Here is a 24,849-nt window from a genome sequence, read left to right as displayed (position 1 = left end):
ATGAAACCGGTACCCCGCGTCGCGCCCCGCCCGGGGCGTGCGGATAGAAACATCATAGACAACAAGAGAACCTTCAGGCGTATCACGTCGCGCCCCGCCCGGGGCGTGCGGATAGAAACAATACCATTACTCATCACTCACAACCTCCCATTTGGTCGCGCCCCGCCCGGGGCGTGCGGATAGAAACAATTTCGCGGATTGCGTCGGCAGCGGTTCCCGTTTGGTCGCGCCCCGCCCGGGGCGTGCGGATAGAAACGATATAAACCGGCGCAAGGCCGTAGCGGGCATCGCGTCGCGCCCCGCCCGGGGCGTGCGGATAGAAACGCTTACACATGGCGAACAAGACCCTTTCGGAAAAAGTCGCGCCCCGCCCGGGGCGTGCGGATAGAAACGATAACGTGCGTGCCGATGATGTGGCACCGTTGATCGTCGCGCCCCGCCCGGGGCGTGCGGATAGAAACAAGCCCACGTTATCGGCGCCTCTCGCTATCACATTGTCGCGCCCCGCCCGGGGCGTGCGGATAGAAACATGTACAAACGCGCCCGCAAAGCCCCTGGCCTCGGGTCGCGCCCCGCCCGGGGCGTGCGGATAGAAACGTCCGCTGGTACGTCGATGAAACCGGTACCCCGCGTCGCGCCCCGCCCGGGGCGTGCGGATAGAAACATCATAGACAACAAGAGAACCTTCAGGCGTATCACGTCGCGCCCCGCCCGGGGCGTGCGGATAGAAACAAGACTAAGCGCGCCTATATTCCACGTCTGCGCCCGTCGCGCCCCGCCCGGGGCGTGCGGATAGAAACCAATGGGGGTGACTCTGGTGGCACTGATGGCGGTGAGTCGCGCCCCGCCCGGGGCGTGCGGATAGAAACACAGTCCTCTTGAACGTGGAAGGCTTTCAGGGCAGGTCGCGCCCCGCCCGGGGCGTGCGGATAGAAACGTTACTCGCCAGCTCTTCCAGGGCCACGGTCTGGTCGTCGCGCCCCGCCCGGGGCGTGCGGATAGAAACGTTACTCGCCAGCTCTTCCAGGGCCACGGTCTGGTCGTCGCGCCCCGCCCGGGGCGTGCGGATAGAAACAGCAATGGAAATGAAAACCTCAATAACAAGACTAAGTCGCGCCTCGCGTAGGGGCGTGCCGTGGATCGAAACGCCTGCCATGACGGCGACAACCACGGCGAACCAATCTCGCCCCACGCGAGCCACCTAGACAAACAAGAACTCACCAAACGAATCAGTTGTTCAGATTCACCACCTAACGCCCGGCTCACGCGCCGGTATGAAGCTGCGAAGCAGCGGAAAACCGGTCGCGATGCAGCCGACTGTTAAATTGCAGTATTAAGCCCGTGTTGAATCCCACCAAAAAAGTCGAACTTTCGTTCTATGATACTGAAAAACTGTTCATCGGCTTTTTCGTACTTTCGAAATATCGCATACGCAACCAAATCAGCGAGCTGTATGAGCCTTGTCGCTTCAGAGTCAATAAATGCGGGAACCTCGGCCATGTTCCGCAACCTTCCCCACTCATGACCATCAACCTTGAATTGTGTTGTAAGCGCCTGTATAGGAGCTTCCTTACTGCTCTTATCAAAAAGAATCAGGCCTCTTTGTGTGTTCCGAAAATGAACATGTTCTCTGGCCAAGAAGTGATCGAATCGCGTGACTATTTGCTGAAAGGTGTAATGAACTGGGTCATCAGGGGAAATTGCCCCTTTCCTTACAACAGATGCAAAGATTCTGAACTTGCGTCCGTCGATCAAGCGAAGGGCGTCTTTGATCGCCTCCAGCCTGTCTTCCTTTTCAAATTTTCGCCAAAATTTTCTACCCGCAAACATCGGAGCCCCGTGAAGCTCAACGGAAGCTGGATCTTGCGGATCAAATTTTTCTGCAATCTTGTCCAATTCAAGAGAAAGCCAGTGGGCAGAACGTTCAAAAACACTCACACCGGCAAGCACAAAGTGCTCTTGATCCGGACCGCCCGGCGTACCAGACTCATCCGCGTACAGCAGAAACATCGGTAACTCCCTGAAAGAAAAGCGAGACCAGATGTTAGGAGGAGGGGAAGAAAAAGGGAAGGCGGCGGAAAGAGCACAATGCTCAGCGCACCGCAGTAAGGCAGCCCACCATAGATTGTTTCCAACCGCACTATGATTTTAGCCATGCAACATGGATTCTGCAATAGTGAATTTAACAGCCAGCTCACGAACGGTTATCAGGGTTTTAACCCGACCAGATAAAACGATCCAGCTCTTCAAGTAGAGTCGCCTGCATCTCACTAAATGAACGTCATGTGGCGTTGTAAAACTTGAAAAGGGAATCGCCCACATCTTATCAGTCGCTTTGTGCTAACAGTTGCACACACAAACCCGGATAGGCCGCCACCATGGAAACCAGGATACAGTTTCGAATTGATGAAGAGACAAAACGCTTGAGCCAGCAAATGGCTGAGAGCCAAGGCCGTACACTAAGTGATGCCTGCCGCGAATTCACCAAGCAATTGGCCGAGCAACAGCGCAAGGTGTTATCTCACGATGCATGGCTCACCCAGCAAATAAATTTAGCCTTCGAGAAGCTCGATGATGGCAAGGCTTCTTTTATCGATCACGAAAGTGCAAAGGCACAGATGGCTGTGCGCAAAGCCAACATTCGGGGTCGGGCAAATAAATGATTTTATGTGAAGAAGAGGCTCTGAATGACCGTGAGAAGGTCTTCGAGTTTCTTTACGGCGTGAATCCTGCCGTCGCTGAGAAAACCGACGACATCATTGAAGCGAAGGCTGAGAACCTACTTGATCAGCCATTGATGGGTGTGCAGCGAGATGGCATTCCAGGCAAATTGCTTATCATCCCGGAGATTTCGATGATTATTTCCTACTGGGTCGACCACTCCTCCCTCCATATCATGCGAGCACTTCACCACAAGAAGAAATTCCCAAGCAACTGATTTTAGTGACCTTCAGTCTACAAACACTTCATTCACAGCCAAGCTTCCCCATCACATCCCTACCTGCAGCAGTTGAGATTCTCAGTGTTTCTCGGCAACCTGAGAGTTATCGAAATTTCTTCGCCCATTTTTAGCCGAGCCTCGCTGCTATGCCTTCTGCTTTTGAACACACCCTCGCCGCCATTGATGCGCTGCACGCCCAGGACCCGCGTTCCACCACGCTTGACGATGGCACCGCCATGCCTCAGGAGTTGGCTTATGCCCAGCGTATGAGCAAGTGGCTGGCACCTGTTTTTGATGCGCCCGGCGAGCTATTGCAACTGGCGGTGCGCGCCCAGCATTTGCAACGCTGGCAGGTGCCCCGTGACGCGTATGACAAAGGACGAGCGGGCTATTTGACCTGGCGACGCGACCAGGGCAAGCGTGCAGGCGAGACCACCGCCCAACTGATGCAAGAAGCCGGTTACGCCAGCGAAGATGCCGAGCGCGTCGCGGCGATGATCGGCAAGAAAGGCCTGGGACGAGACCAAGAGGTACAGGCGCTAGAAGACTGCGCTTGTCTGGTGTTTTTGGAAAACTATTTTGCCGATTTTTCGCGCAAGGTGGAACACGACCACATGGTGCGCATCGTGCAAAAAACTTGGCGTAAAATGTCGCCGCGTGCCCACGAGCTAGCGTTATCGCTGCCCATGTCGGCCGCCTCTGCCGCGTTGGTTAAGGAAGCGCTTGGCGAGGTATAGCGCCGCCAGGTGCAGCGTCGGCGTCACTGCGGTAAAGTAGCGGCCTTATCTTTTTCCGCTTTCGGCAGTGACGGTCTGATCAACTATGATGGCATCCCTGGATTCTCAACACGTTTCCCTTGAGCGCGTGAGCGGCGATTATGTGCGCTTTCTTGAAGCGTTGAAAGCCAGCGGTTTTGATGGCGAGATCGCCCCGGATTACGCCAACCGCGCGGTATTCGCCACCGACAACTCGATCTATCAGCGTCTGCCCCAGGCGGCCGTATTCCCCAAGCACGCCGAGGATTTAGCCCGCCTAGCCAAGCTCGCTGCACAAGTGCCGCACCGCAACGTAGCGCTGACCGCGCGCGGGGGCGGCACCGGCACTAATGGGCAGTCGCTCACCGATGGGATCGTGGTGGATGTCTCACGCCACATGAACCGCATTCTGGATATTGATGTCGAAAATCGCCGCGTGCGCGTTCAGGCTGGCGTGGTGAAAGATCAGTTAAACGATGCATTAAAGCCCCACGGGCTTTTCTTTGCCCCGGATACATCTACCTCTAACCGCGCCACCATCGGCGGTATGATCTCGACCGATGCCAGCGGCCAGGGTAGCTGCGAATATGGCAAAACACGCCATCACGTGCTGGAGCTCGATACCGTGCTGCTGGGTGGCAAGCACTTGCAAAGCCGCCCGCTTAACACCCAAGACGAGCAGGCAGCGCGCCAACGCGAAGGTATTATGGGCCGCGTTCACTCAACCGCTGCCGATATTATCGATCACCAGCGTGCGCTGATTGAGACGAAATTCCCGCCGCTCAATCGCTGTTTGACCGGTTACGACCTAGCCCATCTGCGCGAGGAGAACGGCGAGCTTAACCTGAATAGTTTGCTCTGCGGCTCGGAGGGGTCGCTTGGGTTTCTCAATGAAGCGGTGCTCAACGTGCTGCCAATTCCCAAGCACTCGACACTGGTCAACGTGCGCTACCCAAGCTTCATGGCGGCCCTACGGGATGCCAAAGCACTGATGGCGTCAAGCGCCCGCCCTACTTCGATCGAGACCGTCGACGACACCGTGTTGCTGCTGGCAATGAAGGATTTCGTTTGGGACAGCGTCGCCGAGTTTTTCCCTGAAAGCACCACCGCAACTCGCGGCATAAACCTAATCGAGTTTAACGACGACGACCCCGAGCGGCTGACCGAGCGCGTGCACGCGTTTACCCAACACATTGAAGAAGATACAACGGTTGAGCGGCTCGGGTTTACCCTGGCCGAAGGCCGCGCTCAGATTCAAAAAGTTTATGCAATGCGCAAGCGCTCAGTGGGCCTTTTGGGCAATATTCAGGGAGAAAAGCGCCCCATTGCGTTTGTTGAGGATACCGCCGTACCGCCGGAGCACTTAGCGGCTTTCATCGCTGAGTTTCGCGCCGCCTTAGATGCCCGCGGGCTTTCCTACGGCATGTTCGGCCACGTTGACGCTGGCGTTTTGCATGTACGCCCCGCTATCGACATGAAAGACCCCGAGCAGGCAACGCTGATTCGCGAGGTGTCTGATGAAATCGTGGCCCTCACGCAAAAGTACGGCGGCCTACTCTGGGGCGAACACGGTAAGGGCGTGCGCTCAGAGTACAGCCCTAAGTTCTTTGGTGAGCTTTACCCCAGCTTGCAGCGCGTCAAAGCCGCCTTCGATCCTTACAACCAGCTCAACCCCGGCAAGATCGCTTCGCCGCTAGCCCCCTCAACAAACCCCGACGCGCTGATCGCCAAAGACAGCGACCCGGCGCTGTTAACCATTGACGGTGTTACCACTCGCGGCGAGCTTGACCGCACCATCGACGAACGCGCTTGGCAAGCGTACGACGCGGCGGTCTACTGCAATGGCAACGGCGCCTGCTACAACTACAATGTCGACGACCCGATGTGCCCATCGTGGAAGGCCACCCGCGACCGCGTTCACTCGCCCAAAGGCCGCGCCAGCCTTATTCGCGAATGGTTGCGTCTGCAGCAAGACGCGGGCATCGACGTCGTGGAAGAATCGCGCAAGAGAAAAGCCGAGGGCGGCTGGGGCTTTATCAAACACTTCCCGCACCGTGCGATGAACACCCTGAGTAAACGCCAACATCACGATTATTCCCACCAGGTGTACGACGCCATGGCAGGATGCTTAGCGTGTAAATCGTGCGCGGGGCAGTGTCCGGTAAAAGTCAACGTGCCGCAATTTCGCTCACAGTTTTTAGAGGTGTACCACGGCCGCTACCTGCGCCCGCTTCGCGACTATTTGGTCGGCGGTACCGAGTGGATGCTACCAACCATGGCCCGCATCGCACCGTTTTATAACGCGCTCCTAAGCCAGAAATGGGTAGACCGCCTGATGACCAAAGGCCTGGGCATCAGTGACTCCCCCGCCCTCTCTCGCGCTAGCGTTAAAAAGCAGCTGCACGCTTGGGGCGTCGCGGAGGCAACACCCATGGCGCTTTCTCTGTTAACCGAGCAGCAGCGCGCCAACAGCGTAGTACTGGTGCAGGATGCGTTTACCACCCACTTTGAAACCAAGGTCGTTATCGACATCGTGGAGTTACTTTCCCGCCTTGGCCTTCGCGTTTTCGTGATGCCCTTCTCGGCGAATGGTAAGCCACTGCACGTACAGGGCTTTTTGGGCGCTTTTGAGCGCACCGCCAGGAAACAGGCCGAGCGGCTGCGCACCCTTTCACGCTTCGGGGTGCCGCTGGTGGGCATCGACCCGGCGATGACGCTAACGTATCGCCAAGAGTACGTGAAAGCGCTCGGGAACAACGCTGTGCCCGAGGTGCTAATGCTGCAAGAGTGGTTGAGTCAGTGGCTAGCGACTCGCATTAACACTCTTGCACCGGGTGAGTTAGCACTTACCGACCCTGGTTTTAAACTGCTTTCGCACTGCACCGAAAAAACCAACGCGCCAGGCAGCCCTAAGGCGTGGCAGCAAGTGTTTGCGGCGTTTGATTTAGAGTTAGAGCTTGTTGCCACTGGATGTTGCGGCATGTCCGGCACTTACGGCCACGAAACGCGCAATGTAGAAACCTCGAAGACGATTTACGCTCAGTCTTGGCAGCCGCAGGTGGAAGCGGAGGATAACACCGGCAAGTTACTGGCCACCGGCTACTCCTGTCGCAGCCAAGCCAAACGCTTCTCGGCACAAATGTTGCCGCATCCCCTACAGGCGCTACTTAAGGTGCTAAAGAAAGCGCCCATAAAGGCAAAATAACAGCACAACAGCCCATCACGCAGTGGATAGAACCGGGGCTACCTAAGAAGGGGCCCTAGAAGAAAAGCCTTTTCAATGCAATGCCCGGATCGTCCTCGCGCATAAAGGCTTCGCCGACCAAAAAGCCGTTGATGTTGTGATCGCGCATCAGCTCGATATCGTCGCGAGTATGGATACCCGACTCGGTAATCACGGTCACGTCATCGGGAATAAGCGGCAGCAAATCCAGTGTGGTGTTCAAGCTGGTATCGAAAGTGTGTAAGTTACGGTTGTTGATACCCACAAGTTTAATATCCAGCGCCAACGCGCGCTCAAGCTCGTCGGCGTCGTGAACTTCGACGAGTACATCCATACCCAGCGCATTCGCCTGCTGGTAAAGGTCGTTAAGCGTGGCATCATCCAAAGCCGCTGCGATCAGCAGGATGCAGTCAGCGCCAATGGCGCGCGCTTCAGTGACTTGGTAGCCGAGGATAATGAAGTCTTTGCGGATCACTGGCAGATCGCAAGCATCGCGCGCGGCCATGAGGTAATCTTCGTGGCCTTGGAAAAAATCCGCATCAGTGAGCACGGAAAGGCACGCCGCACCGCCTTCGGCATAGCGTGTCGCGATTTCCGCCGGATCAAAATCCTCGCGAATAACGCCCTTGGATGGCGAGGCTTTTTTTACCTCGGCAATCACCGCCGCATCGCCTTGCTCAATGCGCTTATTCAGCGCGCGAATAAAGCCACGCGGGGCGCTCTGCTTCTCTGCAAGCGCCAGCAGTTCTTTTTCGGAAACCGCTTGGCGGCGCTCAGCAACTTCTTCGTCCTTACGCGAGAGGATACGGGATAAAATCGTGGGCGTGGCCTGTTGTGTCATGGAATTCTCTTTTGTTGAGTCACGCTGCTTTTGGAAGCGTTTGGCTTTTGCAAGCCTCAGTGTTTGAAAACGCTAGTAAAGTGCGCAAGTTCTTTAAGCTTTTCCAGCGGCAGCTTCGACGCTTGAGCATCTTCCGCCACCATTACACCCTCTTTCAGCGTGTCCGCAATTCCCGCGCAATAAAGCGCAGCCCCGGCATTGAGCGCGACCATATCTGCCGCTGCACCCTCGCCGCTTAGTGAGGCTTGGACCAAACGCAGGCTATCCTCTGCGCTAGCGGCTTTTAGCGACGCGAGGCTTTGGCGGGCAACGCCAAGTTCTTCGGGCGTGATGGTATATTGGCGAATCTTGCCATCTTTCAGCTCCGCCACCTGAGTGGGCGCGGCCAGCGAAATTTCATCCAAGCCGTCTTCGGCGTGCACCACCATGACATGCTGGCTACCCAAGTGCTGCATCACCTCTGCCATTAACGGCACAAGCGCTGGGGCGTACACACCCAGCACTTGATTAGGCGCGCTGGCCGGGTTGGTGAGCGGGCCGAGAATATTGAAGAGGGTGCGCACGCCCATCTCACGCCGTGGGCCGATCGCGTGGCGCATCGCCGGGTGGTGGTTGGGCGCGAACATAAAGCCAACGCCCACTTGCTCAATACAGCGCGCGACTTGTTCGGGTTTTAAGTCGAGGTAGATACCGGCGACATCAAAAAGGTCGGCGCTGCCAGAGGAAGACGACACGCTGCGGTTACCGTGTTTGGCCACATGCGCCCCGGCGGCAGCGGCAACGAAGCTGGCGGCGGTGGAGATATTGAAAAGGTTTGCCCCGTCGCCACCCGTCCCCACAATATCCACCACGTTATCGGCTGTAAGCTCAACGCGATTCATCAGCTCACGCATGACTTTTGCCGCCGCACTGATCTCTACGGCGCTTTCGCCTTTCATGGCTAGCCCGACGAGCAAGCCACCAATCTGAGCATCGGTCGCCTCGCCAGTCATGATCTGGCGCATCAGCGCGTGCATCGCCTCAAAAGAGAGGTCTTCGCGGCACATGACCGCGTGAATAGCGTCTCGCATCTGCATGAAAACGTGAGCCTCTTAGTTAAAGGTGGGCGGTCAAGCGCGCTTAAGGAAGTTAGCCAATAACGCGTGGCCTTGACGGGTCAAAATTGATTCGGGGTGAAACTGAACGCCTTCAATGTCGAGTTCACGGTGGCGCAGCCCCATAACGAGCCCCGGGGTAATATCATCGTCACTCGTCCAAGCGGTAATTTCTAAACACGCGGGCAGGCTCTCTTTTTCTACGACCAGCGAGTGGTAACGCGTCACTTCCAAGGGATTTTCGAGCCCGGCAAAAACGCCCTCGCCGGTGTGCTCAATCGCAGAGGTTTTGCCGTGCATGACCTGAGGGGCACGCACCACGTTGCCACCGTAAACCTGGCCAATGGCTTGATGCCCTAAACACACACCTAAAATGGGAAGCCGACCGGCGAAGTGATGAATCACTTCCATGGAAAGCCCCGCCTCAGACGGCGTACAAGGCCCAGGGGAAATCACTATATGGGTGGGCGCAAGCGCTTCAATATCCGCAATGCCGATCTCATCGTTGCGGTGCGTCAGCACCTCAGCGCCTAGCTCGCCCAGGTACTGCACGATGTTAAACGTGAAGCTGTCATAGTTATCCAGCATGACAACTCGTTTCACGCTCTTCTGTGGCGCTGCCTTCTCCTGTGCCACCTTGTCTTGAACCGCCTGCCCGTGCGCCATTGGCCCGCTAACCCCGTATTTGGTGAAACCATTAACTATCGATGATACCGCAACCCAGGCCTAGCGTGCAGGGGCCCGTGCGTAACATCGCGCAAACAGACGAATACACCGCCTCTGCAAGCCGACTACAGATTATCCAGCCCACGCTCGGCCATCGCCACGGCGCGAAACAGCGCGCGCCCTTTATTGAGCGTTTCCTGCCACTCCATTTCCGGCACGGAATCCGCGACAATGCCGGCGCCAGCCTGCACGTGGACTTGGCCGTCTTTGATCACGGCGGTACGAATGGCGATCGCGGTATCCATATTGCCGTGCCATGAGAGATACCCCACCGCGCCGGAATAAATACCCCGTTTGACCGGCTCGACTTCATCGATGATCTCGAGCGCGCGAATTTTCGACGCGCCAGAAACCGTGCCCGCCGGGAACGTTGCGCGTAGCGCGTCCATGGCGGTAAGCCCCGGTTTCAACTTGCCGGTGACATTCGAGACAATATGCATGACGTGCGAGTAGCGCTCCACCACCATCTGATCGGTGACTTCAACGCTGCCCACTTCGCTAATCCGGCCGACATCGTTGCGGCCCAAATCGATCAGCATCAAGTGCTCGGCACGCTCTTTCGGGTCGGCCAGCAGTTCCGCTTCCAGCGCCTTGTCTTCCTCTTCGGTTTTGCCGCGTTTGCGCGTGCCGGCGATGGGCCGCACCGTGACCTCGCTCTCTTCGGTCCGGGTGAGAATTTCCGGCGACGAGCCAACCACCTGATGATCGTCGAGGTTGAGATAGTACATATAGGGCGACGGATTGAGGCTTCTCAACGCGCGATAAAGATCCAACGGCGCGGCTTGGTAAGGGGTCGACATGCGCTGAGAGGGCACGCACTGCATGATGTCACCCGCCAGCACGTACTCTTTGATTTTCTCCACCGCCGCTTTGAAGCCCTCTTGGGTAAAGCCGGAATTGAAATCGCTTTCCTCCACCGCCGAGCGCCCGGAGCCTTTGCCTTGCGGGCGCACATAGGCGTCGCGCAAGCGGCTTTCCAAATGCGCTAAGTGGCGCTCGGCGCGCTCAAGTGCATCGGGCTCTTCCGGGTCGGCGTGGGTCAAAAGCGTCAAGCGCCCCGAGAGGTTGTCAAACACCACCAAGTCGTTGCACACCATCAGCAAAATATCCGGCACTCCGATGGGGTCGGGCTTTTCGACCCCGCGTAGGCGCGGCTCGATATAACGGATGGTGTCGTAACCGAAATACCCGACCAATCCACCGTCAAAGCGGGGTTGATCGTCCAGTTTGGGTACCTTAAAGCGCGTCTGGAATTGCTCAATCCACGCGAGCGGGTCTTCTACCTCGGTCACGCCTTGGGTTTGGCCATCTTTAACGTGGCGAACGGTAAACCCGCGCACTTCAATGCGTTCGTGACACGGCAGCCCAATAATCGAGTAGCGCCCCCACTTTTCGCCGCCCTGCACCGACTCCAGCAAAAATGTCCACGGCGTGTTAGCAAGCTTTAAATAAGTGGAAAGCGGCGTGTCTAAATCCGCCAGCACATCGCGGGAGACGGGAATGCGGTTGTAACCCGCCTCGGCGAGCTCGGCAAAATATTCGGGGGTCATCATCAAGCGGTCCCTGTCGTTGAAAAACCAGTCGTTGAAGAAATCAGGTCATTAAGGGTGTCGAGCAGCACATCGGGGTGGCTATCACTGATGGGCTCACCATGATTGTAGCCATCAGGCAGGCCGAAAGTGGTGAACCCCGCCGCTTTTCCCGCCCCTATATCGTGGCGAGAATCTCCCACCATGGCGCATTCGCAGGTAGGAACGCTAAAATATTCGGCGGCATGAAGAAGCGGCAGTGGATCAGGTTTTTTGCGTGCCAGCGAATCGCCCCCAAGGCACAAATCAAAATAACCTGAGAGACCAAAGTGCTCAAGAATCGGCATAATAAAGTCTTCGGGTTTATTGGTAATCAACACCAACGTCAGACCCGCTTCTTTAAGCACAGAAAGCGTCTCTGCAGCGCCGGGGTAGAGCCGAGTTAGCCGATTGGGGGCGTTAGCGTAGTGGGCCAAAAACCCGCGATAGCTTTTCGCCCGCATCTCCTCGGAGGGCGGCGCATTTAGCGCCCAAGTGAGCGCACGTTCCACTAACACCGGAGCACCATTTCCCACCCAATCGCGCACATGCGTTTCTTGTGGCACCGGCAGGCATTGATCTTCAAGCGTTTTTTGCACCGCCACGGCGAGATCCGGCACGGAGTCAATCAACGTGCCGTCCAGATCGAACGCTACCAACCGCCTACCGTTCAACTTTGAGTGCACCCGCTTTACCTCCGTTATTGCGCTTGATCGGCCAGCGTAGCGCGCATTTTTTTCATCACGCTATCGTAACCGTTGGCATCATTGGACTCGAACGCTTTGAAAATCGCCGACCCCGCCACGAACGTATCCGCCCCTGCGGCGGCAACCTCGGCGATGTTGTCAACTTTGACGCCGCCATCAACTTCTAAACGAATATCTCGCCCTGACGCATCGATTTTCGCCCGCGCCTCGCGCAGCTTATTCAATGTGGAAGGGAGAAACGCCTGGCCACCGAACCCTGGGTTAACGCTCATCAACAGCACGATATCAACCTTATCCATCACGTAATCAAGGTACGAAAGTGGCGTGGCCGGGTTGAAGACCAATCCCGCCTGACAGCCACCGTCGCGAATCAGCTGCAATGAGCGGTCGATGTGGTCTGACGCCTCAGGGTGAAAGGTGATCATGCTCGCCCCGGCGTCGATGAAATCACCGATCAGTTGATCCACCGGTTTAACCATCAAATGCACGTCGATGGGGGCGGTCACGCCGTGATCACGCAATGCCTGGCACACCATCGGGCCGATGGTCAGGTTAGGTACGTAATGGTTATCCATTACGTCGAAGTGTACCCAATCGGCACCAGAGGCGAGAACGTTATCGACCTCTTCGCCTAAGCGGGCGAAGTTGGCAGACAGAATCGAAGGCGCAATCACAAAATCGCGGGTAGTCGTCATCAGAGAAACCTTGGCTAGCGAAAAAACCGCATGATACCAGAGCAAGGGGTTAGGGTTCTGCGTTTGCTTTCTTCATACATGGCAACACACCTAAATACACGACGGCACACCTAACCTTTATACACATATATTCTAAAATAGAATATAAAACACAATTGTAATTCCACAAATGCAGGCTTAACCTCTTCGTTATTCGCCTGAGTGTTTCAGGCCTCACGTTATTGACGGAGTATTTTTATGCCATTCACTAACCTCTCACAAAACAAGAAACGTGTATTAAGTCAACATCTGGGCCTCAGCGTGCTCGCACTGGCTATTGCCACGAGTGCTTCCACCACGGCGGTGGCACAAGAGGAGCGCGAGCTTTTGAACTCCTCGTATGACATCGCGCGCGAGCTTTTTGGTGAGATTAACCCCAAGTTTGAGGCCTGGTGGCAGGAAGAGCACGGCGAAAACGTGAGCGTCAGCCAATCCCACGGCGGCTCCTCCGCTCAGGCACGCGCTATTTTGCAGGGCTTGCGCGCGGGTGTGGTGACGTTCAACCAGGTCACCGACGTGCAAGTGCTCGCCGATGCTGGCCTGGTCGCCGAAGACTGGCAAGACGCGTTCGATAACAACGCCTCGCCCTACTATTCCACCACCGCCTTTTTGGTGCGCGACGGCAACCCCAAAGGCATCGAAAGCTGGGACGACCTAGCGCGTGAAGAGGTTGATATCGTCTTCCCCAACCCAAAAACCTCAGGCAATGGCCGTTATACCTATCTAGCCGCTTGGGGATTTGCCGACCAGCATTTCGACGGTGACGAAGAGCAGATTCACGACTTTATGCGCACGTTTCTACGCAATGTCGTGGTATTCGATACCGGCGGCCGTGGCGCCACCACCAGCTTCATCGAGCGGGGCATGGGCGATGTATTGATCAGTTTCGAGTCGGAAGTCAACAACATCCGCGGCGAGTACGGCAGCGATGATTACGACGTCATCGTGCCGCCGGTGAGCATTCTGGCGGAATTCCCGGTGGCCGTGGTTGAAGACAATGCCGAACGCAACGGTAACGAAGAACTCGCGCGTCACTACCTGGAATACCTCTACACCGAGGAAATGCAGCGCTTGCTCGCGGGTTTCAGTTACCGCGTGCACGACGACAACGTGGTCGCTGAATTCGCCGACCAATTCCCGGAAACCGAGCTTTTAGACGTCAGCGATGTCTTTGGCAGCTGGGATAACGTCATGGACACCCATTTCGGCAGCGGCGGTCTTCTTGACCAGCTCCAGCGTCGCTGAGGTATTCCATGAGCTTGGCTGCGCTTAGCACTCGTCGCATCGCTGCTGGTCAAAAGCGGGTACTCCCGGGTTTTGGCCTTTCCATGGGCATCAGCGTGCTGTTTATTTCGTTGGTACTGCTGCTGCCCATGACGGGCTTATTTGGCCAACTGGCTGAGCTCAGCTTGGCCGAATACTGGGCGATTGTGACCGAAGGCCGCGTCGTGGCGAGCTACATGGTCACCATCGGGGCGGCAGCCGTCGCTGCGATGGTGAATGCGATCTTTGGCCTGCTGCTGGCTTGGGTATTGGTGCGCTACGAATTCCCCGGAAAACGCCTGCTCGACGCGCTGATGGACTTACCTTTTGCGCTGCCTACGGCAGTCGCGGGCATCACACTCGCCACGCTCTACGCCAGCAGCGGTTGGATGGGCAGCATACTGGAGCCCTTAGGGTTTCAGGTCGCTTACACCTGGGTTGGCATTGCACTGGCCATGGCGTTCACCAGCATTCCCTTTGTGGTACGCACGGTGCAGCCAGTGCTGGAAGACATGCCCAATGAAGTGGACGAGGCAGCCATGTCGCTCGGTGCACGCGATGGTGTGGCGTTTCGGCGCGTGATTATTCCTCACCTGTGGCCCGCCATCGTCACCGGCACAGGGCTTGCATTTGTGCGCTCGTTGGGGGAATTCGGCGCGATCATTTTCATCGCCGGCAACACGCCTTACGAAACCGAAATCACCGCGCTGATGATTTTCGTCAAACTCCAAGAGTATGACTATGCCGGTGCCTCGGCGATTGCCTCAGTGGTGCTATTTGTCTCGCTGACCCTGCTACTTGCCATCAACATTTGGCAAGGCCGCTTCATTCGCCGCTTACACGGAGGAAAAGGCTAATGCGTCGTATCGGTGATGCGCCAGCCGTGCGCCGCGTGCTGATTGGCGCGGCGGTGGTGCTATCGGCGCTCTTTTTGCTGCTGCCGCTGGTGGCTATTTTCGCCCAGGCGTTTTCCCAGGGGGTTGGTGTTTTTTGGGGTAACGTCAGCAATACCTACACGCTTCACGCCATTGCCCTGACGCTGGGTGTGGCGCTTTTCACCATCCCAATCTGCTTGGTTTTTGGCGTGGCACTCGCCTGGCTCGTGACGCGCTTTAGCTTTCCCGGTCGGCGGCTTTTACAAACGCTGATCGACATCCCATTTGCCGTCTCGCCAGTCGTGGCGGGCCTGATTTACCTATTGCTTTACGGGCGCAACGGCTGGGTGGGGACGTGGCTGGATAGCTACGACATTCAGCTGATGTTCGCTTGGCCGGGGATTTTGATGGTCACCGTGTTCGTCACCTGTCCCTTTGTTGCGCGCGAGCTCATCCCGCTGATGCAGGCACAAGGCTCGCGGGAAGAAGAAGCGGCGGTCACCCTCGGGGCCCGCGGCTGGACCCTGTTTCGGCGCGTCACGCTGCCTAACATCCGCTGGGCGCTGTTGTACGGTGTGATTTTAACCAATGCCCGCGCCGTGGGCGAATTTGGCGCAGTATCGGTAGTGTCCGGGGCGATTCGCGGTAAAACCAACACACTGCCGCTGCATTTAGAACAGCTTTATCAGGATTACAACACCGTGGGCGCCTTTGCCAGCGCCTCATTGTTGGCCCTCATCGCCCTACTGACATTAGCTGCCAAAGCCAGCCTGGAATGGCGCGCATCGCGCCGGGAGGCATTTATATGAGCATTCACTTATACAATATTGGCAAGCACTTCGGCGCCACACGAGCGCTAGAGCCGATTAATCTCGATATCCACGAAGGCGAGCTCGTTGGTCTACTAGGCCCCTCAGGCTCAGGCAAAACCACCCTACTGAGGATTATCGCGGGACTGGAAAACGCCGACCGCGCGCGCGAACCTGGCAAGATTTTATTTGGTAAGTGCGATGTCACCAATGTTCACGTGCGTGACCGCCGCATCGGCTTTGTGTTCCAACACTACGCGCTGTTTCGCCACATGACGGTGTACGACAATGTCGCCTTCGGTTTGACGGTCATGCCGCGCAAGCGACGCCCAAGCAGCAGTGGGATTCGCTCGCGAGTCTTCCGGCTATTGGAAATGGTCAAGCTGGAGCACTTGGCCAATCGCTACCCGGCTCAGCTCTCCGGCGGGCAACAGCAGCGTGTGTCGCTGGCGCGCGCGCTGGCGGTCGAACCCGATGTGCTGCTGCTAGACGAACCGTTTGGGGCGCTGGATGCCAAGGTACGCCAAGAGCTACGCCGCTGGCTGCGCCATTTACACGACGAGCTTAACTTCACCAGCGTGTTTGTGACTCACGATCAAGAAGAAGCGCTTGAGCTCTCCGACCGCGTGGTGGTCATGAGTGACGGCCGCATTGAACAGATCGACTCGCCCGAGACGCTCTATCGCGTACCTAAGAACCGCTTTGTGTTTGAGTTTTTAGGCGATGTAAACCATTTGGAAGGCCGCGTGCAAGACGGCGTACTTACCTGCGGCGATGCGCGCTTAAACGTTGACTTGCCCAACGGCCACGAGGAGCTGTTGCTGCGCCCGCACGAGGTGCGCCTGGCGGAAGCGCCCTCCATCGAGAGCCACCTGCCGGTGACCATTACGGCGATTTCTCCGGTGGGCGCCGAAGTACGCGTTGAGCTCCAGGCGGATTGGCTGGCAAAACCGTGGCTTGCCACCGTGCGCCACGCCGATTTCGAGCGTTTGGCACTGTGCCGCGGGCTACGCCTTTACGCCCACCCGCGCCAGTGGCACCGTTTCAAGGATAAAAACTCAACCGCCGAAATAGCGGCACGCGCGGCGTGATGGTTATTGTGTAATGACGGTATAATGATGCGTCAGATACTTCCCTTAATTTTACCTCTCGATCATAACCATCGCTGCTAACGGAGATCACCATGCGTCGGCGTCAGCTCATAAAATGTTCATTACAACTCTCTTGCGCGCTACTCGCGAGCCTGTGGCTTGTCGGCTGTGCGAGCCCCCACTATCTAACACTTTCCCCCACGCGCAGCGCCGACGTGCCGCAGGCTGGCCAAGGACAAAGCGTGGCGGTAATTGCACAAGATGGGCGTGACTCGGATGTGATCGGTCGGCGTAGCAGCTCGGGGATGTCGACATCCACCATCACCGTTAGCAGCCACGAGCTGATTCCTCACTTACAAAAAGAAGCCGAACGCGCCGTGCGGGATATGGGCTTCTCCCCAACGACCGAAGAATCCAAGGATCGCCCCACGCTGATTTTAGAGCTGGCAAGCCTTGAGTACGTTCACGGTGATAGTAGCCAGCTAGCGCTGGATGAAGCACAGCTTGAAGGTGTCTTCCGCGCCATTGGCCGCCACCAAGGCACAACCTACACCGGCACTTACACGTCTCGTCGCACTCAAAGCTTTGCGGTCAAACCCGGTGAGGCTGCCAACACGCGCATGCTGAACGACTTGCTAAGCGACGGATTAAACCGTGCGTTTAGCGACCCTGAACTGGCTGAACTACTGGCGCGTTAATGCTGAGCACACCGGTGGCCTTTTTGAAGCAACGCGGAGAAAAGGCCATCCGCGTGCCGCGACTTGTTATGGGGTGAAACATTCTGCATCATTAACCGATGCCTATCGCAACGGGGTGTCAAATGAACGCACTTGAACTCGAAAACGTCAGAAATGCTGCCATGACGCTCCCCGAGCCGGAGCGTGCAGCTTTAGCTAAAGATCTGGTAGCGAGCTTAGACGGCCCTGCAGATGAAGGTGTTACCGAAGCATGGGGTCGTGAGATTCGACGAAGAATCCAACAGATTGATTCAGGAGAAGCAGAACTCCTCGACGCAAAGGAAGTTCTGTCCCGTGCCAGAGACCGAATTAGAGGCTGATAGTTTTGATAGTGAGAGTCAGCAGGGAAGCTGCTACGGAATTGGAAGAAGCCGCCTCCTGGTATGAGCAGGAAGAAATGGGGCTTGGAGAACGCCTTATTAATGCTTTTGAAGAAGCCACTGAGATGCTTGAGAGACCAAATCCCCCATTGGTTCCAATCACCCACAACGCCGCAGAATTAGGCGCAAAACAGCTCATTCTTCATAGATTCCCGTTCTCACTCGTAACCATCGAAAGAAACCAAGCTATTATAGTCGTTGCTTTTGCCCACCACTCAAGAAAACCAGGCTACTGGCGGAGACGGATTTCCCCATAACAGCACTAATATCCACGTGGGCCATCTATATCAGCGGCCCACGCCTTTCTAACGCCCAAACGCTCTCTGCGAAGCCTCGCTCGTCGGCCGCGCCCTCTTCTCGCTTTTCCAAAGAGAAATTGGGTGTAAACAGCTCATCAATCTCTTTTTCGCTGACACTGTAGGGTGGACCTGCGTCGCCATCGCGATGCTGCAGGGTAACCAGCAGCCCCTTCGCACCAGGCGGCACAAGCTGGGCAAGATGAAAAGCGTAGCGCTGGCGCGTAGCAGGTGGCAACGCAATCAATGAGGCACGATCATAGAAAGCTTCCACTTCATCCACTTGCCGGATATGCAGATGAAAAAAATCGCCCTGCCACAGCTCAACGCTGCCTTGGCGGGCAATATGAAAACCGGCTTGATGGTAACGCGATATCTCACCGCTGTGCTGGGCAATAAACTGCTCAATTGCCTCGGGCGCAAGCTCCACGCCTAATACGGGGTGCCCTTGCTCAGACAACCAGCGCATATCCAGACTTTTGCCACACAGCGGTACGAGCACTTTGGCTCGGCCAGGCACTTTAAGCGCCTTCCAGTGGCGCACAAGCGCTGGGTGGGTTTGCGCTAAGTGAAAGCCAATGCGTCCCTCACGCCAGCGCTTTAGCCACTGCTCGCGCATCAATGGTCTCCTTACTTAAGTCAGCGAACCTTATTGAAACCAACGGTCGCGCTTTTTACGCCGACGCGGCAGGTGCGGCACAATTAAACCGACGGCCAACCCCACACCGGCCACCCCGCCACCGTACATAAAGTAGCGCAGCAGCAAATCTTCTTCCTGGGTGTCCAGCCGCGCTTGTAGCGAGCGGACTTGTTGGCGCAACTCATCAGACGCTTGATTGAGAGCTGCGTTGCGATTCTGGAGTTCAGCTATTCGCCCTTCGCGCACCTCAAGTGTCTCGGTCATGGAGGCAACGCGTTGCTCCCATGCCGCATTGATGCCTTCAAGCTCAGCGGTCAGTTCCTCAACTCGCGCTTCAAGTTCGGGTAACTGCTCGCTTGCGCTGGGCGAATCCTGAAGCTCATCACTCAACACCCAGACGGTATTACCGTCACTATTGCGCACGCGGGTATAATCACCGCTGGATTCAATCACTTGAACCTGCTCACCGGCGGTTAACGTGCCTATGATGCGATACCCGTCGGTCGGACCGCTTCGCACGTAGGTACTGAGCTCATCGGATACCCAAGCGATATTTCCCGACTGGGCAATGGCAGTAGCGCTGACTGCGCTAAGCAGTATGCCAAGCGCCATGGCAGCGGCGCGTAAACGACAGGATGTCACTCGCATATACAGTGCCTTAAACGTTTTTAGACCTTTAATCAAAGCGCTGCGCCGCGTCTGGCGCCGCTTTACTCATCTCTTGGTGGCATCGTGAAAGGGCGTGGAAACTCCGCCACCCGAACGTCACTTTTTACCGCCTTAAGCGGGCCCTCTCGCTCAACTTCATCAATGCGAACGATGGCATTCATCGGCAAATAGCTTCGGGTAACACCTTCAAAGGTGCGCTCAAGTTTCTCGCTTGCCGGGTCAATCACCACGCGGCTGGCATCGGCAAAGACAAACTCTTCCACCTCAATAAACCCCCACAGTTCGCTTTGAAAGATTTCGCGAACATAGAGTTCCCACACTTCACCCTGCTGGTGCACGACTACACGGTAGATCGGCTTGGCCGCCATCTTGGCCCAGTCCCCTATAAACGATGATAAAGCCTACTAGCTTATCATAGCCCGGCTTTTAGCACCCAAAAGTGTTGAGTAGGCGAATCATAACACCGTAGCCGTCAAGCCTCCTCAGCTGTAGGATGAACTCCGATGCCAATGGCAGACACCATTACCAAGCGCACTGCCTTCAGCCCCCACTGGGAGTTGATATACTTCAAGGGCGAAGATGCCCACACCATTCGCGGCTGACGAAAACATCAAGAAGGCCTCGACTTCTATGTATAATCCCCTTCAATCGTTGGGTTAAGGAGTCACCGTGACGACGGAAAACGAAACATCTCCCCAGGGAGACGACAAGCTTAACGGCATTGTGAAGCTGTTGGATGAGTCAGTTTATCTGCTTGCGCAGGCAACCGATTTGTCTAAAGCAGCAGAGCTACCCCAGGTGATGGACATCGCACGGCAAGTACTGCTTCAACCGGACGGTTGCGCGGCAATAGAAGCACGCGCTGCTTCGCTTGAAGAAGCTGGCGTTTTTTTAGGCTCCGACTGGGAAACCCCGCAATACCTTGTGCCATCGCTCACCACCTATGCACTTAAAAGTCCCGACCCTATCGTGGTAGTGATTGAAGCGTTAAGCGAGCTGAGGCTTTTGGCCGTAGCAAAAGGCGATTACGTTCACAACAGCGTTTCAGCAGAGTACGCCCACCACTATCTGACTCAGGTGATGGCAATTAACCTGTGGCTACTGTTTTCTGCTCCCTCGGAAGCCGAACGTGAAACCCAAGGAAAACTCGCCAGTATCCCGCGATATCTATTCCAGCATCTGGCCGAACGTATCGGCTACGAGCATATCGTCGACAGGCTGATTGACGAAATTTGGCGCATCCTGAAGCAGCGCCCTATTCAGGTCGACGCCATCAAACAGATGATCACCCAAATTGCGCTGTGTCAGACCAATCCAGAGATTGACCTAGGTGCTAGCGGCCAAGGCGCTACTCGTCTTGTGAGCTCGCTTTATGGCCCGACGCAAGCTTGCCAAGAAGACCCGGGCGTCGATCTCTACCGCGAGCGTCTAGAGCGCATGGATAACGCCGCCCTTCAGGCCGAAGCGACCGGATTTGCCCGTGCCATGCACGATACCGGCTTGGTCTCGCCCTACCATCCGGTGCTATTACGTCACCTACTAGATGCGAGCGACCATTTGGTCTCCGAAGCACTTGGGCTCTCTTCTACCGGGCGAGACTGTTTGCTGTGCTATCGCGAACTAGTACACGCCCTGATCCGCGGCGGGGTTTTTCCTGCCACTGCCCAAGCGGCATACGGACTGGCGTTGATGCTAGAGCGAGGCATTCTCTACCAAGCCCCCGTAGCACCGGCCATATGGCGCCAGCTAGGGCTAAAGCTCACTGAGTGGGCAGAAGCGCGGCTTAACATCGCCTACGGAGAGGTGGCCTCACCACGAGCGCGGCTACTAGAGGGCGTACTGTGTATGCTTGGGCTGCCTTTGGGCGTGGGGCAAGGCAACAATCCCACCTGCCAATCCGCGCGGGCGCTCTCGATGTGGGCCTACAACGATCCCGACTACATGTTGCAGATGGTCGCTTGGGCGGCGCGAGATGACGAAATCATCATGCACTTTGAAGGCCAGGCAATTTCTTCGATGGCAAGCCTCTCGGGCGTCGCCACGGAACTCCCCATGGATCTCGATCCGGTTTCCTTGATCGTGGTCCCCCATCTCGACCGTATCTATGCCGAAATGGGGCGCCGCTGCGTCAGCCGCGAAGGCGACCCACACCGCTGGGTGAACCCTGAGTTTCACGGTTGGTGGTCTAGTCGTGGTTTCCGCATTAACGTAGATGTCGGCACCGGGCAACTCATCCATGTGGACGATTTCCTACGCCATTTCTACGCCAGCTATCACCCTTATTACAACGGTAATCAGCCGTTGATTCACCCGCAACCGGCAGGTATCGCCGTCACCGATAGCGCCGCGCGCTTTATCGGCTGGCACGCGATTACCATTTTGCGTGCTTCACTCGACCCTGAAGGCAAGATGCGCATTTACTTCTACAACCCCAATAACGACAGCGGTCAAGATTGGGGCGACGACGTCATTGTTAGCACGGCGGGCAACGGCGAGCGCTTCGGTGAAGCCTCACTGCTTTTTGAGCAGTTTGTCTCTCGGCTTTATATTTACCACTTTGACCCGCTGGAGAGTGGCGAACTCGCCACCATTACCGACGACGAGCTTGAAAAGGTGAAAGGGTATCTGTATCGCAGCTGGGGAGGCGACCGCTTACCCCCTACCGACCTGCAAGCCGAAGAAGGTTCCTCACCGGACGGTCCTACGAAATAAGCCATGCCACGTCTCGACCAACTGCTGGTCAGCCAAGGGCTGGCCACGTCTCGTACTCGCGCTCAACGGCTTATTCGCCATGGGCGTGTATCTCGCGTGGATACGCATACCCTACTGACCAAAGCCAGTGAAAAGATGCCTGATGACACGCCTTTGCAGGTGGAAGACGACCCGGAAGATCGCTATGTTTCCCGCGCTGGACTCAAGCTTGAAGCGGTTTTAAACGCGCTAGATAAACGCTTTGATGGCCACACAGTGCTTGACGTCGGCCAGTCAACCGGCGGTTTCAGCGACTGCGCTTTACGCTTTGGCGCACGGCACGTCATCGGCATTGACGTCGGCCACGGCCAACTCGCAGCTGCACTGCGGGAAGACTCTCGCGTCACCTGCTTGGAAGGCATCAACGCTCGCGCCATGCGCGATCATCCAGCGCTTTTAAACACACGGGACGCCTATCCGTTCAGCATGGCGGTGATGGATGTGTCGTTTATCTCGCAAACGCTGATTCTGCCGGAAATCGCCGCGCTGCTGCCGGTGGGCGGCGAGCTTATTTCGCTGGTAAAACCGCAGTTTGAGCTTGACCCGGCCGCATTGGATAAACGTGGCGTTGTGCGTGACGCTGGTCGCTACCGCGACGTGGAAGAAACGTTACGCGCCACCTGTGCTGCTTGCGGCTTTGCCATCGCCCACTGGCAAGAAAGCCCGATTACCGGCGGCGATGGCAATCGCGAGTTTCTCCTTCATGCCGTCAAGCGCTAACCACCTTTTTCAATACGCTTCGCTGACTGCACGTGTACGGGCGCCGCTGCGTCGCCACCGTGTAGCCACACATCCATCTGTTCGAAAGCCACCCGTATGCCGGCCTCACGGAACAGCGCATCCACCCGGCAGTTCACTTCATCGGCAGCGTAGAGACGATCAAGTAGGTCGTTAACAAAAATCCGCAGCTCGACATTGGGGCTATCCTGCTTTAGCGCCAGCCGTGAAAGCACCATCACTTCTAAAAGCCCCGGTAAGTTACGTGCCATTATAAAGGTCACGGCGACAGTCAACAGCGCAATGAACGCAATCAGTAGAAGCAATCGCGAGAGGCGTAATGACTGCGCGTTGATTTGCTCCATATCCAGCGGTGGCTTCCACGACTACCCACTGAAGTGGTTGAATAGATGTGACCACCCCAGTTAAGGAATAATGCCCTGAAACTGGAGATGGATCATGACCACACGAAAGCAGTACTCGAAAGAATTTAAACTGGATGCGATTAGCCTAGTGCTGGAGCAAGGTTACACAAAGGCAGAGGCCGCGCGCAGCCTGGGGATAAGGGCCAATCTACTGGGCCGATGGATCAAAGAGCACGCGGAGGATGACGGGCAGGCCTTCCGGGGCAATGGCAAGCTGGAGTGGTCAACCAGTTTGTGACACCTCAGTTAAGACGCTTTCTTTAGTTCTACCATTGCTGATTCGTAATCATTGGGGCTAGTGTAATCTAGATATGAGTGTAGCCGCCGACTGTTATAGAACATCGCAATATAGTCCAAGATGTCTTGTTGCGCCTCGGCGCGGGTTTGGTAATGTTTCCATTGGACTCGCTCTTTTTTAAGACTGGCAAAAAAGCTTTCCGCCACTGCGTTGTCCCAGCAATCGCCTTTGCGACTCATACTACCGACAAGCCCATGGGCGTTTAGCAAACGTCGATATGCGTTGCTGGCGTACTGAGATCCCCTGTCTGAATGCACTATCAAGCCTGCTGTCGGCCGTCGCTGCCATAAGGCCATCTGCAGCGCATCAGTGACCAGACGGGCATTCATCCTCGATCCCATACTCCAACCCACGACCCGGCGACTAAACAGGTCAATATAGACAGCCAGATATAGCCAGCCTTCTTGTGTCCAAATATATGTAATATCAGATACATACGCCTGATCCGGCTCCGCCACGGTAAACGCTCGCTTCAGCACGTTTTCAAATACCGGTTGTTGGTGGTGACTGTTGGTCGTCACCTTGTATTTCTTGCGGTAGCGCGCGCTTACGCCGGCCTCGCGCATCAGCGACCGGGCTTTCCTACGGCCCACTGGGTAGCCCAGGGCATTGAGTGCTCCCTTCATTCGCCGCGCTCCGTAGCTGTAGCCACTCGCTTCAGCGATATCTTTGACCGCTGCCAACATCGCTTGGTGCTCAGGGGCTGGCGGTTGGTTTTGATGGCGCCGTCGGTGCCTATAGTAGGCATTGCGGCTTACACCCAGTAATCGGCACATTAGAGCGATCGGCCAGGTCTTCTTATGTTGGGTGATGAACGCGTATTTCACCGCGTTTCCTTGGCAAAGAAGACCGTCGCCTTTTTTAGGATATCTTTCTCCATCTTCAGACGTCGCACTTCTTCACGCAGCTGGCGAATCTCGGCCTGCTCCAGCGTCAGCTTGCCGTTACCGCGAAATGCTTGCTCTTCATCTGTTGAATGCTCTTTAATCCACCGGCCTATCATGTTGGCATTAACACCTAAGCTGCGCGCGGCTTCCGCTCGGCTGTAGCCTTGCTCTAAAACGAGGCTAATGGCGTCCAGCTTGAATTCCTTTGAATACTTCTTTTTTGCAGTCATGTAGCACAGTCTCCAGTTGAGGGTATTATTCCTTAACTGGGTTGGTCACATCCATTAAGCCACTTCAAGCTGACATCGGAACAGGCCGAGATTCGACAGTTGCGAGAAGAGAACCGCCGGCTGAAGATGGAGAAAGATATCCTAAAAAAGGCGACGGTCTTCTTTGCCAAGGAAACGCGGTGAAATACGCGT

At 56.2% G+C, this 24,849-nt stretch carries 24 protein-coding genes, 3 pseudogenes and 1 CRISPR repeat array; of the genes and pseudogenes, 15 read left to right on the top strand and 12 right to left on the bottom strand.

The annotated features are described in order from the left end of the window. Positions 1-18: 18 nt before the first annotated feature. Positions 19-1,075: direct repeats of the CRISPR family, unit length 33 nt; unit sequence GTCGCGCCCCGCCCGGGGCGTGCGGATAGAAAC. Positions 1,076-1,320: 245 nt separating this feature from the next. Beyond that, positions 1,321-2,010 carry a DUF3800 domain-containing protein gene (locus M8006_RS16520; RefSeq protein WP_250084135.1) on the bottom strand — a complete coding sequence of 230 codons (690 nt, stop codon included), beginning with the start codon at positions 2,008-2,010 and terminating at the stop codon, positions 1,321-1,323. A 368-nt stretch (positions 2,011-2,378) separates the two neighbouring features. Here M8006_RS16520 and M8006_RS16515 point away from each other — a divergent pair, with 368 nt between their 5' ends. From M8006_RS16515 to ydiJ, 4 genes are all read left to right on the top strand, one after another. Next, a complete protein-coding gene (locus tag M8006_RS16515; protein ID WP_250084133.1) occupies positions 2,379-2,663 on the top strand; it encodes a type II toxin-antitoxin system RelB/DinJ family antitoxin in 285 nt (94 codons plus the stop codon). Beyond that, positions 2,660-2,938, top strand: a complete 279-nt coding sequence (locus M8006_RS16510; protein WP_250084131.1) for a type II toxin-antitoxin system RelE/ParE family toxin — start codon at positions 2,660-2,662, stop codon at positions 2,936-2,938. Before M8006_RS16515 ends, M8006_RS16510 begins: the two co-directional genes overlap by 4 nt. Positions 2,939-3,087: 149 nt before the next feature. Beyond that, on the top strand, positions 3,088-3,678 hold the full coding sequence (locus M8006_RS16505) for a DUF4202 domain-containing protein (protein WP_250084129.1): 591 nt from the start codon (positions 3,088-3,090) through the stop codon (positions 3,676-3,678). Positions 3,679-3,763: 85 nt separating this feature from the next. After that, on the top strand, positions 3,764-6,901 hold the full coding sequence (gene ydiJ / locus M8006_RS16500) for a D-2-hydroxyglutarate dehydrogenase YdiJ (RefSeq protein ID WP_250084127.1): 3,138 nt from the start codon (positions 3,764-3,766) through the stop codon (positions 6,899-6,901). A 55-nt stretch (positions 6,902-6,956) separates the two neighbouring features. On the opposite strand, the gene trpC is transcribed toward ydiJ, so the two are convergent. The 6 genes from trpC to rpe form a co-directional block, all read right to left on the bottom strand. Next, positions 6,957-7,760 carry an indole-3-glycerol phosphate synthase TrpC gene (trpC, locus tag M8006_RS16495; protein WP_250084126.1) on the bottom strand — a complete coding sequence of 268 codons (804 nt, stop codon included), beginning with the start codon at positions 7,758-7,760 and terminating at the stop codon, positions 6,957-6,959. Positions 7,761-7,816: 56 nt separating this feature from the next. Beyond that, entirely contained in the window at positions 7,817-8,836 is a 1,020-nt protein-coding gene (gene trpD, locus M8006_RS16490; RefSeq protein WP_250084123.1) for an anthranilate phosphoribosyltransferase, read from the bottom strand. Between the two features lie 33 nt (positions 8,837-8,869). After that, positions 8,870-9,442, bottom strand: coding sequence for an anthranilate synthase component II (locus M8006_RS16485; RefSeq protein WP_250084121.1), 573 nt, complete (start codon positions 9,440-9,442; stop codon positions 8,870-8,872). A 203-nt stretch (positions 9,443-9,645) separates the two neighbouring features. Then, positions 9,646-11,130, bottom strand: coding sequence for an anthranilate synthase component I (trpE, locus tag M8006_RS16480; RefSeq protein WP_250084137.1), 1,485 nt, complete (start codon positions 11,128-11,130; stop codon positions 9,646-9,648). A gap of 2 nt (positions 11,131-11,132) precedes the next feature. Beyond that, entirely contained in the window at positions 11,133-11,834 is a 702-nt protein-coding gene (locus M8006_RS16475) for a phosphoglycolate phosphatase (protein ID WP_250084119.1), read from the bottom strand. A gap of 14 nt (positions 11,835-11,848) precedes the next feature. Beyond that, the gene (gene rpe, locus M8006_RS16470) at positions 11,849-12,550 is read right to left on the bottom strand and encodes a ribulose-phosphate 3-epimerase (protein WP_250084118.1); all 702 of its coding nucleotides are present in this window, start codon (positions 12,548-12,550) and stop codon (positions 11,849-11,851) included. A gap of 237 nt (positions 12,551-12,787) precedes the next feature. On the opposite strand from rpe, the gene cysP reads away from it, so the two are divergent. The 7 genes from cysP (at position 12,788) to M8006_RS16435 (ending at position 18,001) form a co-directional block, all read left to right on the top strand. Next, a complete protein-coding gene (cysP, locus tag M8006_RS16465) occupies positions 12,788-13,834 on the top strand; it encodes a thiosulfate ABC transporter substrate-binding protein CysP (protein WP_250084116.1) in 1,047 nt (348 codons plus the stop codon). 8 nt (positions 13,835-13,842) lie between these two features. Further along, positions 13,843-14,709: a sulfate ABC transporter permease subunit CysT gene (gene cysT / locus M8006_RS16460; RefSeq protein ID WP_250084114.1), complete on the top strand. Its 867-nt coding sequence runs from the start codon at positions 13,843-13,845 to the stop codon at positions 14,707-14,709. Beyond that, positions 14,709-15,536, top strand: a complete 828-nt coding sequence (gene cysW / locus M8006_RS16455; protein ID WP_250084112.1) for a sulfate ABC transporter permease subunit CysW — start codon at positions 14,709-14,711, stop codon at positions 15,534-15,536. The genes cysT and cysW overlap by 1 nt, the downstream gene beginning before the upstream one ends. Beyond that, positions 15,533-16,627, top strand: a complete 1,095-nt coding sequence (locus tag M8006_RS16450; RefSeq protein WP_250084111.1) for a sulfate/molybdate ABC transporter ATP-binding protein — start codon at positions 15,533-15,535, stop codon at positions 16,625-16,627. Before cysW ends, M8006_RS16450 begins: the two co-directional genes overlap by 4 nt. A 92-nt stretch (positions 16,628-16,719) precedes the next feature. Then, a complete protein-coding gene (locus M8006_RS16445; protein ID WP_250084109.1) occupies positions 16,720-17,325 on the top strand; it encodes a YajG family lipoprotein in 606 nt (201 codons plus the stop codon). Positions 17,326-17,447: 122 nt separating this feature from the next. Beyond that, the gene (locus tag M8006_RS16440) at positions 17,448-17,684 is read left to right on the top strand and encodes an addiction module protein (RefSeq protein WP_250084107.1); all 237 of its coding nucleotides are present in this window, start codon (positions 17,448-17,450) and stop codon (positions 17,682-17,684) included. Between the two features lie 11 nt (positions 17,685-17,695). After that, complete coding sequence (locus M8006_RS16435; RefSeq protein ID WP_347709778.1) at positions 17,696-18,001, top strand: type II toxin-antitoxin system RelE/ParE family toxin; 306 nt, start codon at positions 17,696-17,698, stop codon at positions 17,999-18,001. Between the two features lie 25 nt (positions 18,002-18,026). Here M8006_RS16435 and M8006_RS16430 read toward each other — a convergent pair whose 3' ends face one another. The 3 genes from M8006_RS16430 to M8006_RS16420 form a co-directional block, all read right to left on the bottom strand. Next, positions 18,027-18,659, bottom strand: a complete 633-nt coding sequence (locus M8006_RS16430) for a thiopurine S-methyltransferase (RefSeq protein ID WP_250084102.1) — start codon at positions 18,657-18,659, stop codon at positions 18,027-18,029. A gap of 30 nt (positions 18,660-18,689) precedes the next feature. Beyond that, positions 18,690-19,328: a TIGR04211 family SH3 domain-containing protein gene (locus M8006_RS16425; protein ID WP_250084100.1), complete on the bottom strand. Its 639-nt coding sequence runs from the start codon at positions 19,326-19,328 to the stop codon at positions 18,690-18,692. Between the two features lie 62 nt (positions 19,329-19,390). Continuing rightward, positions 19,391-19,717 carry a DUF1820 family protein gene (locus M8006_RS16420; protein WP_250084098.1) on the bottom strand — a complete coding sequence of 109 codons (327 nt, stop codon included), beginning with the start codon at positions 19,715-19,717 and terminating at the stop codon, positions 19,391-19,393. Between the two features lie 301 nt (positions 19,718-20,018). Between M8006_RS16420 and M8006_RS16415 the strand changes: the two genes are divergently transcribed. Beyond that, complete coding sequence (locus tag M8006_RS16415; RefSeq protein ID WP_250084096.1) at positions 20,019-22,061, top strand: hypothetical protein; 2,043 nt, start codon at positions 20,019-20,021, stop codon at positions 22,059-22,061. 3 nt (positions 22,062-22,064) lie between these two features. Beyond that, positions 22,065-22,820 carry a TlyA family RNA methyltransferase gene (locus M8006_RS16410; RefSeq protein ID WP_250084094.1) on the top strand — a complete coding sequence of 252 codons (756 nt, stop codon included), beginning with the start codon at positions 22,065-22,067 and terminating at the stop codon, positions 22,818-22,820. On the opposite strand, the pseudogene M8006_RS18475 reads toward M8006_RS16410, so the two are convergent. Beyond that, a pseudogene (locus tag M8006_RS18475) lies at positions 22,817-23,023 on the bottom strand (hypothetical protein); the annotation flags it as partial. The gene M8006_RS16410 and the pseudogene M8006_RS18475 overlap by 4 nt on opposite strands. A gap of 253 nt (positions 23,024-23,276) precedes the next feature. Here M8006_RS18475 and M8006_RS16400 point away from each other — a divergent pair. Then, positions 23,277-23,459 (top strand): annotated as a pseudogene (locus tag M8006_RS16400) (transposase); the annotation flags it as partial. Between the two features lie 29 nt (positions 23,460-23,488). Here the strand turns inward: M8006_RS16400 and M8006_RS16395 are convergent. After that, positions 23,489-24,657 (bottom strand): IS3 family transposase gene (locus tag M8006_RS16395; RefSeq protein ID WP_250084092.1). Its coding sequence is split into 2 segments (ribosomal slippage): positions 23,489-24,405 and positions 24,405-24,657, totalling 1,170 coding nucleotides; the frame shifts between segments, so codons are not numbered across the junction. A 66-nt stretch (positions 24,658-24,723) separates the two neighbouring features. On the opposite strand from M8006_RS16395, the pseudogene M8006_RS16390 reads away from it, so the two are divergent. After that, positions 24,724-24,849: pseudogene (locus tag M8006_RS16390) on the top strand (IS3-like element ISAma1 family transposase); the annotation flags it as partial.

Source organism: Halomonas llamarensis, assembly GCF_023555005.1.
In the GTDB taxonomy this organism is placed as follows: domain Bacteria; phylum Pseudomonadota; class Gammaproteobacteria; order Pseudomonadales; family Halomonadaceae; genus Vreelandella; species Vreelandella llamarensis.
Note: the sequence above shows the minus strand (reverse complement) of the source record. Positions and strands in the feature narration are given on the sequence as shown.

Bases quoted from the DNA above. Each gene is read 5' to 3' on its own strand.
- M8006_RS16505 (WP_250084129.1), top strand. From the start codon at position 3,088: ATGCCTTCTGCTTTTGAACACACCCTCGCCGCCATTGATGCGCTGCAC.
- M8006_RS16430 (WP_250084102.1), bottom strand. From the start codon at position 18,659: ATGCGCGAGCAGTGGCTAAAGCGCTGGCGTGAGGGACGCATTGGCTTT.
- rpe (WP_250084118.1), bottom strand. From the start codon at position 12,550: ATGACGACTACCCGCGATTTTGTGATTGCGCCTTCGATTCTGTCTGCC.
- M8006_RS16450 (WP_250084111.1), top strand. From the start codon at position 15,533: ATGAGCATTCACTTATACAATATTGGCAAGCACTTCGGCGCCACACGA.
- M8006_RS16445 (WP_250084109.1), top strand. From the start codon at position 16,720: ATGCGTCGGCGTCAGCTCATAAAATGTTCATTACAACTCTCTTGCGCG.
- M8006_RS16420 (WP_250084098.1), bottom strand. From the start codon at position 19,717: ATGGCGGCCAAGCCGATCTACCGTGTAGTCGTGCACCAGCAGGGTGAA.
- ydiJ (WP_250084127.1), top strand. From the start codon at position 3,764: ATGATGGCATCCCTGGATTCTCAACACGTTTCCCTTGAGCGCGTGAGC.
- M8006_RS16485 (WP_250084121.1), bottom strand. From the start codon at position 9,442: ATGCTGGATAACTATGACAGCTTCACGTTTAACATCGTGCAGTACCTG.
- M8006_RS16510 (WP_250084131.1), top strand. From the start codon at position 2,660: ATGATTTTATGTGAAGAAGAGGCTCTGAATGACCGTGAGAAGGTCTTC.
- cysP (WP_250084116.1), top strand. From the start codon at position 12,788: ATGCCATTCACTAACCTCTCACAAAACAAGAAACGTGTATTAAGTCAA.
- M8006_RS16410 (WP_250084094.1), top strand. From the start codon at position 22,065: ATGCCACGTCTCGACCAACTGCTGGTCAGCCAAGGGCTGGCCACGTCT.
- cysT (WP_250084114.1), top strand. From the start codon at position 13,843: ATGAGCTTGGCTGCGCTTAGCACTCGTCGCATCGCTGCTGGTCAAAAG.
- M8006_RS16520 (WP_250084135.1), bottom strand. From the start codon at position 2,010: ATGTTTCTGCTGTACGCGGATGAGTCTGGTACGCCGGGCGGTCCGGAT.
- trpE (WP_250084137.1), bottom strand. From the start codon at position 11,130: ATGACCCCCGAATATTTTGCCGAGCTCGCCGAGGCGGGTTACAACCGC.
- trpD (WP_250084123.1), bottom strand. From the start codon at position 8,836: ATGCAGATGCGAGACGCTATTCACGCGGTCATGTGCCGCGAAGACCTC.
- M8006_RS16440 (WP_250084107.1), top strand. From the start codon at position 17,448: ATGAACGCACTTGAACTCGAAAACGTCAGAAATGCTGCCATGACGCTC.
- M8006_RS16425 (WP_250084100.1), bottom strand. From the start codon at position 19,328: ATGCGAGTGACATCCTGTCGTTTACGCGCCGCTGCCATGGCGCTTGGC.
- M8006_RS16515 (WP_250084133.1), top strand. From the start codon at position 2,379: ATGGAAACCAGGATACAGTTTCGAATTGATGAAGAGACAAAACGCTTG.
- trpC (WP_250084126.1), bottom strand. From the start codon at position 7,760: ATGACACAACAGGCCACGCCCACGATTTTATCCCGTATCCTCTCGCGT.
- cysW (WP_250084112.1), top strand. From the start codon at position 14,709: ATGCGTCGTATCGGTGATGCGCCAGCCGTGCGCCGCGTGCTGATTGGC.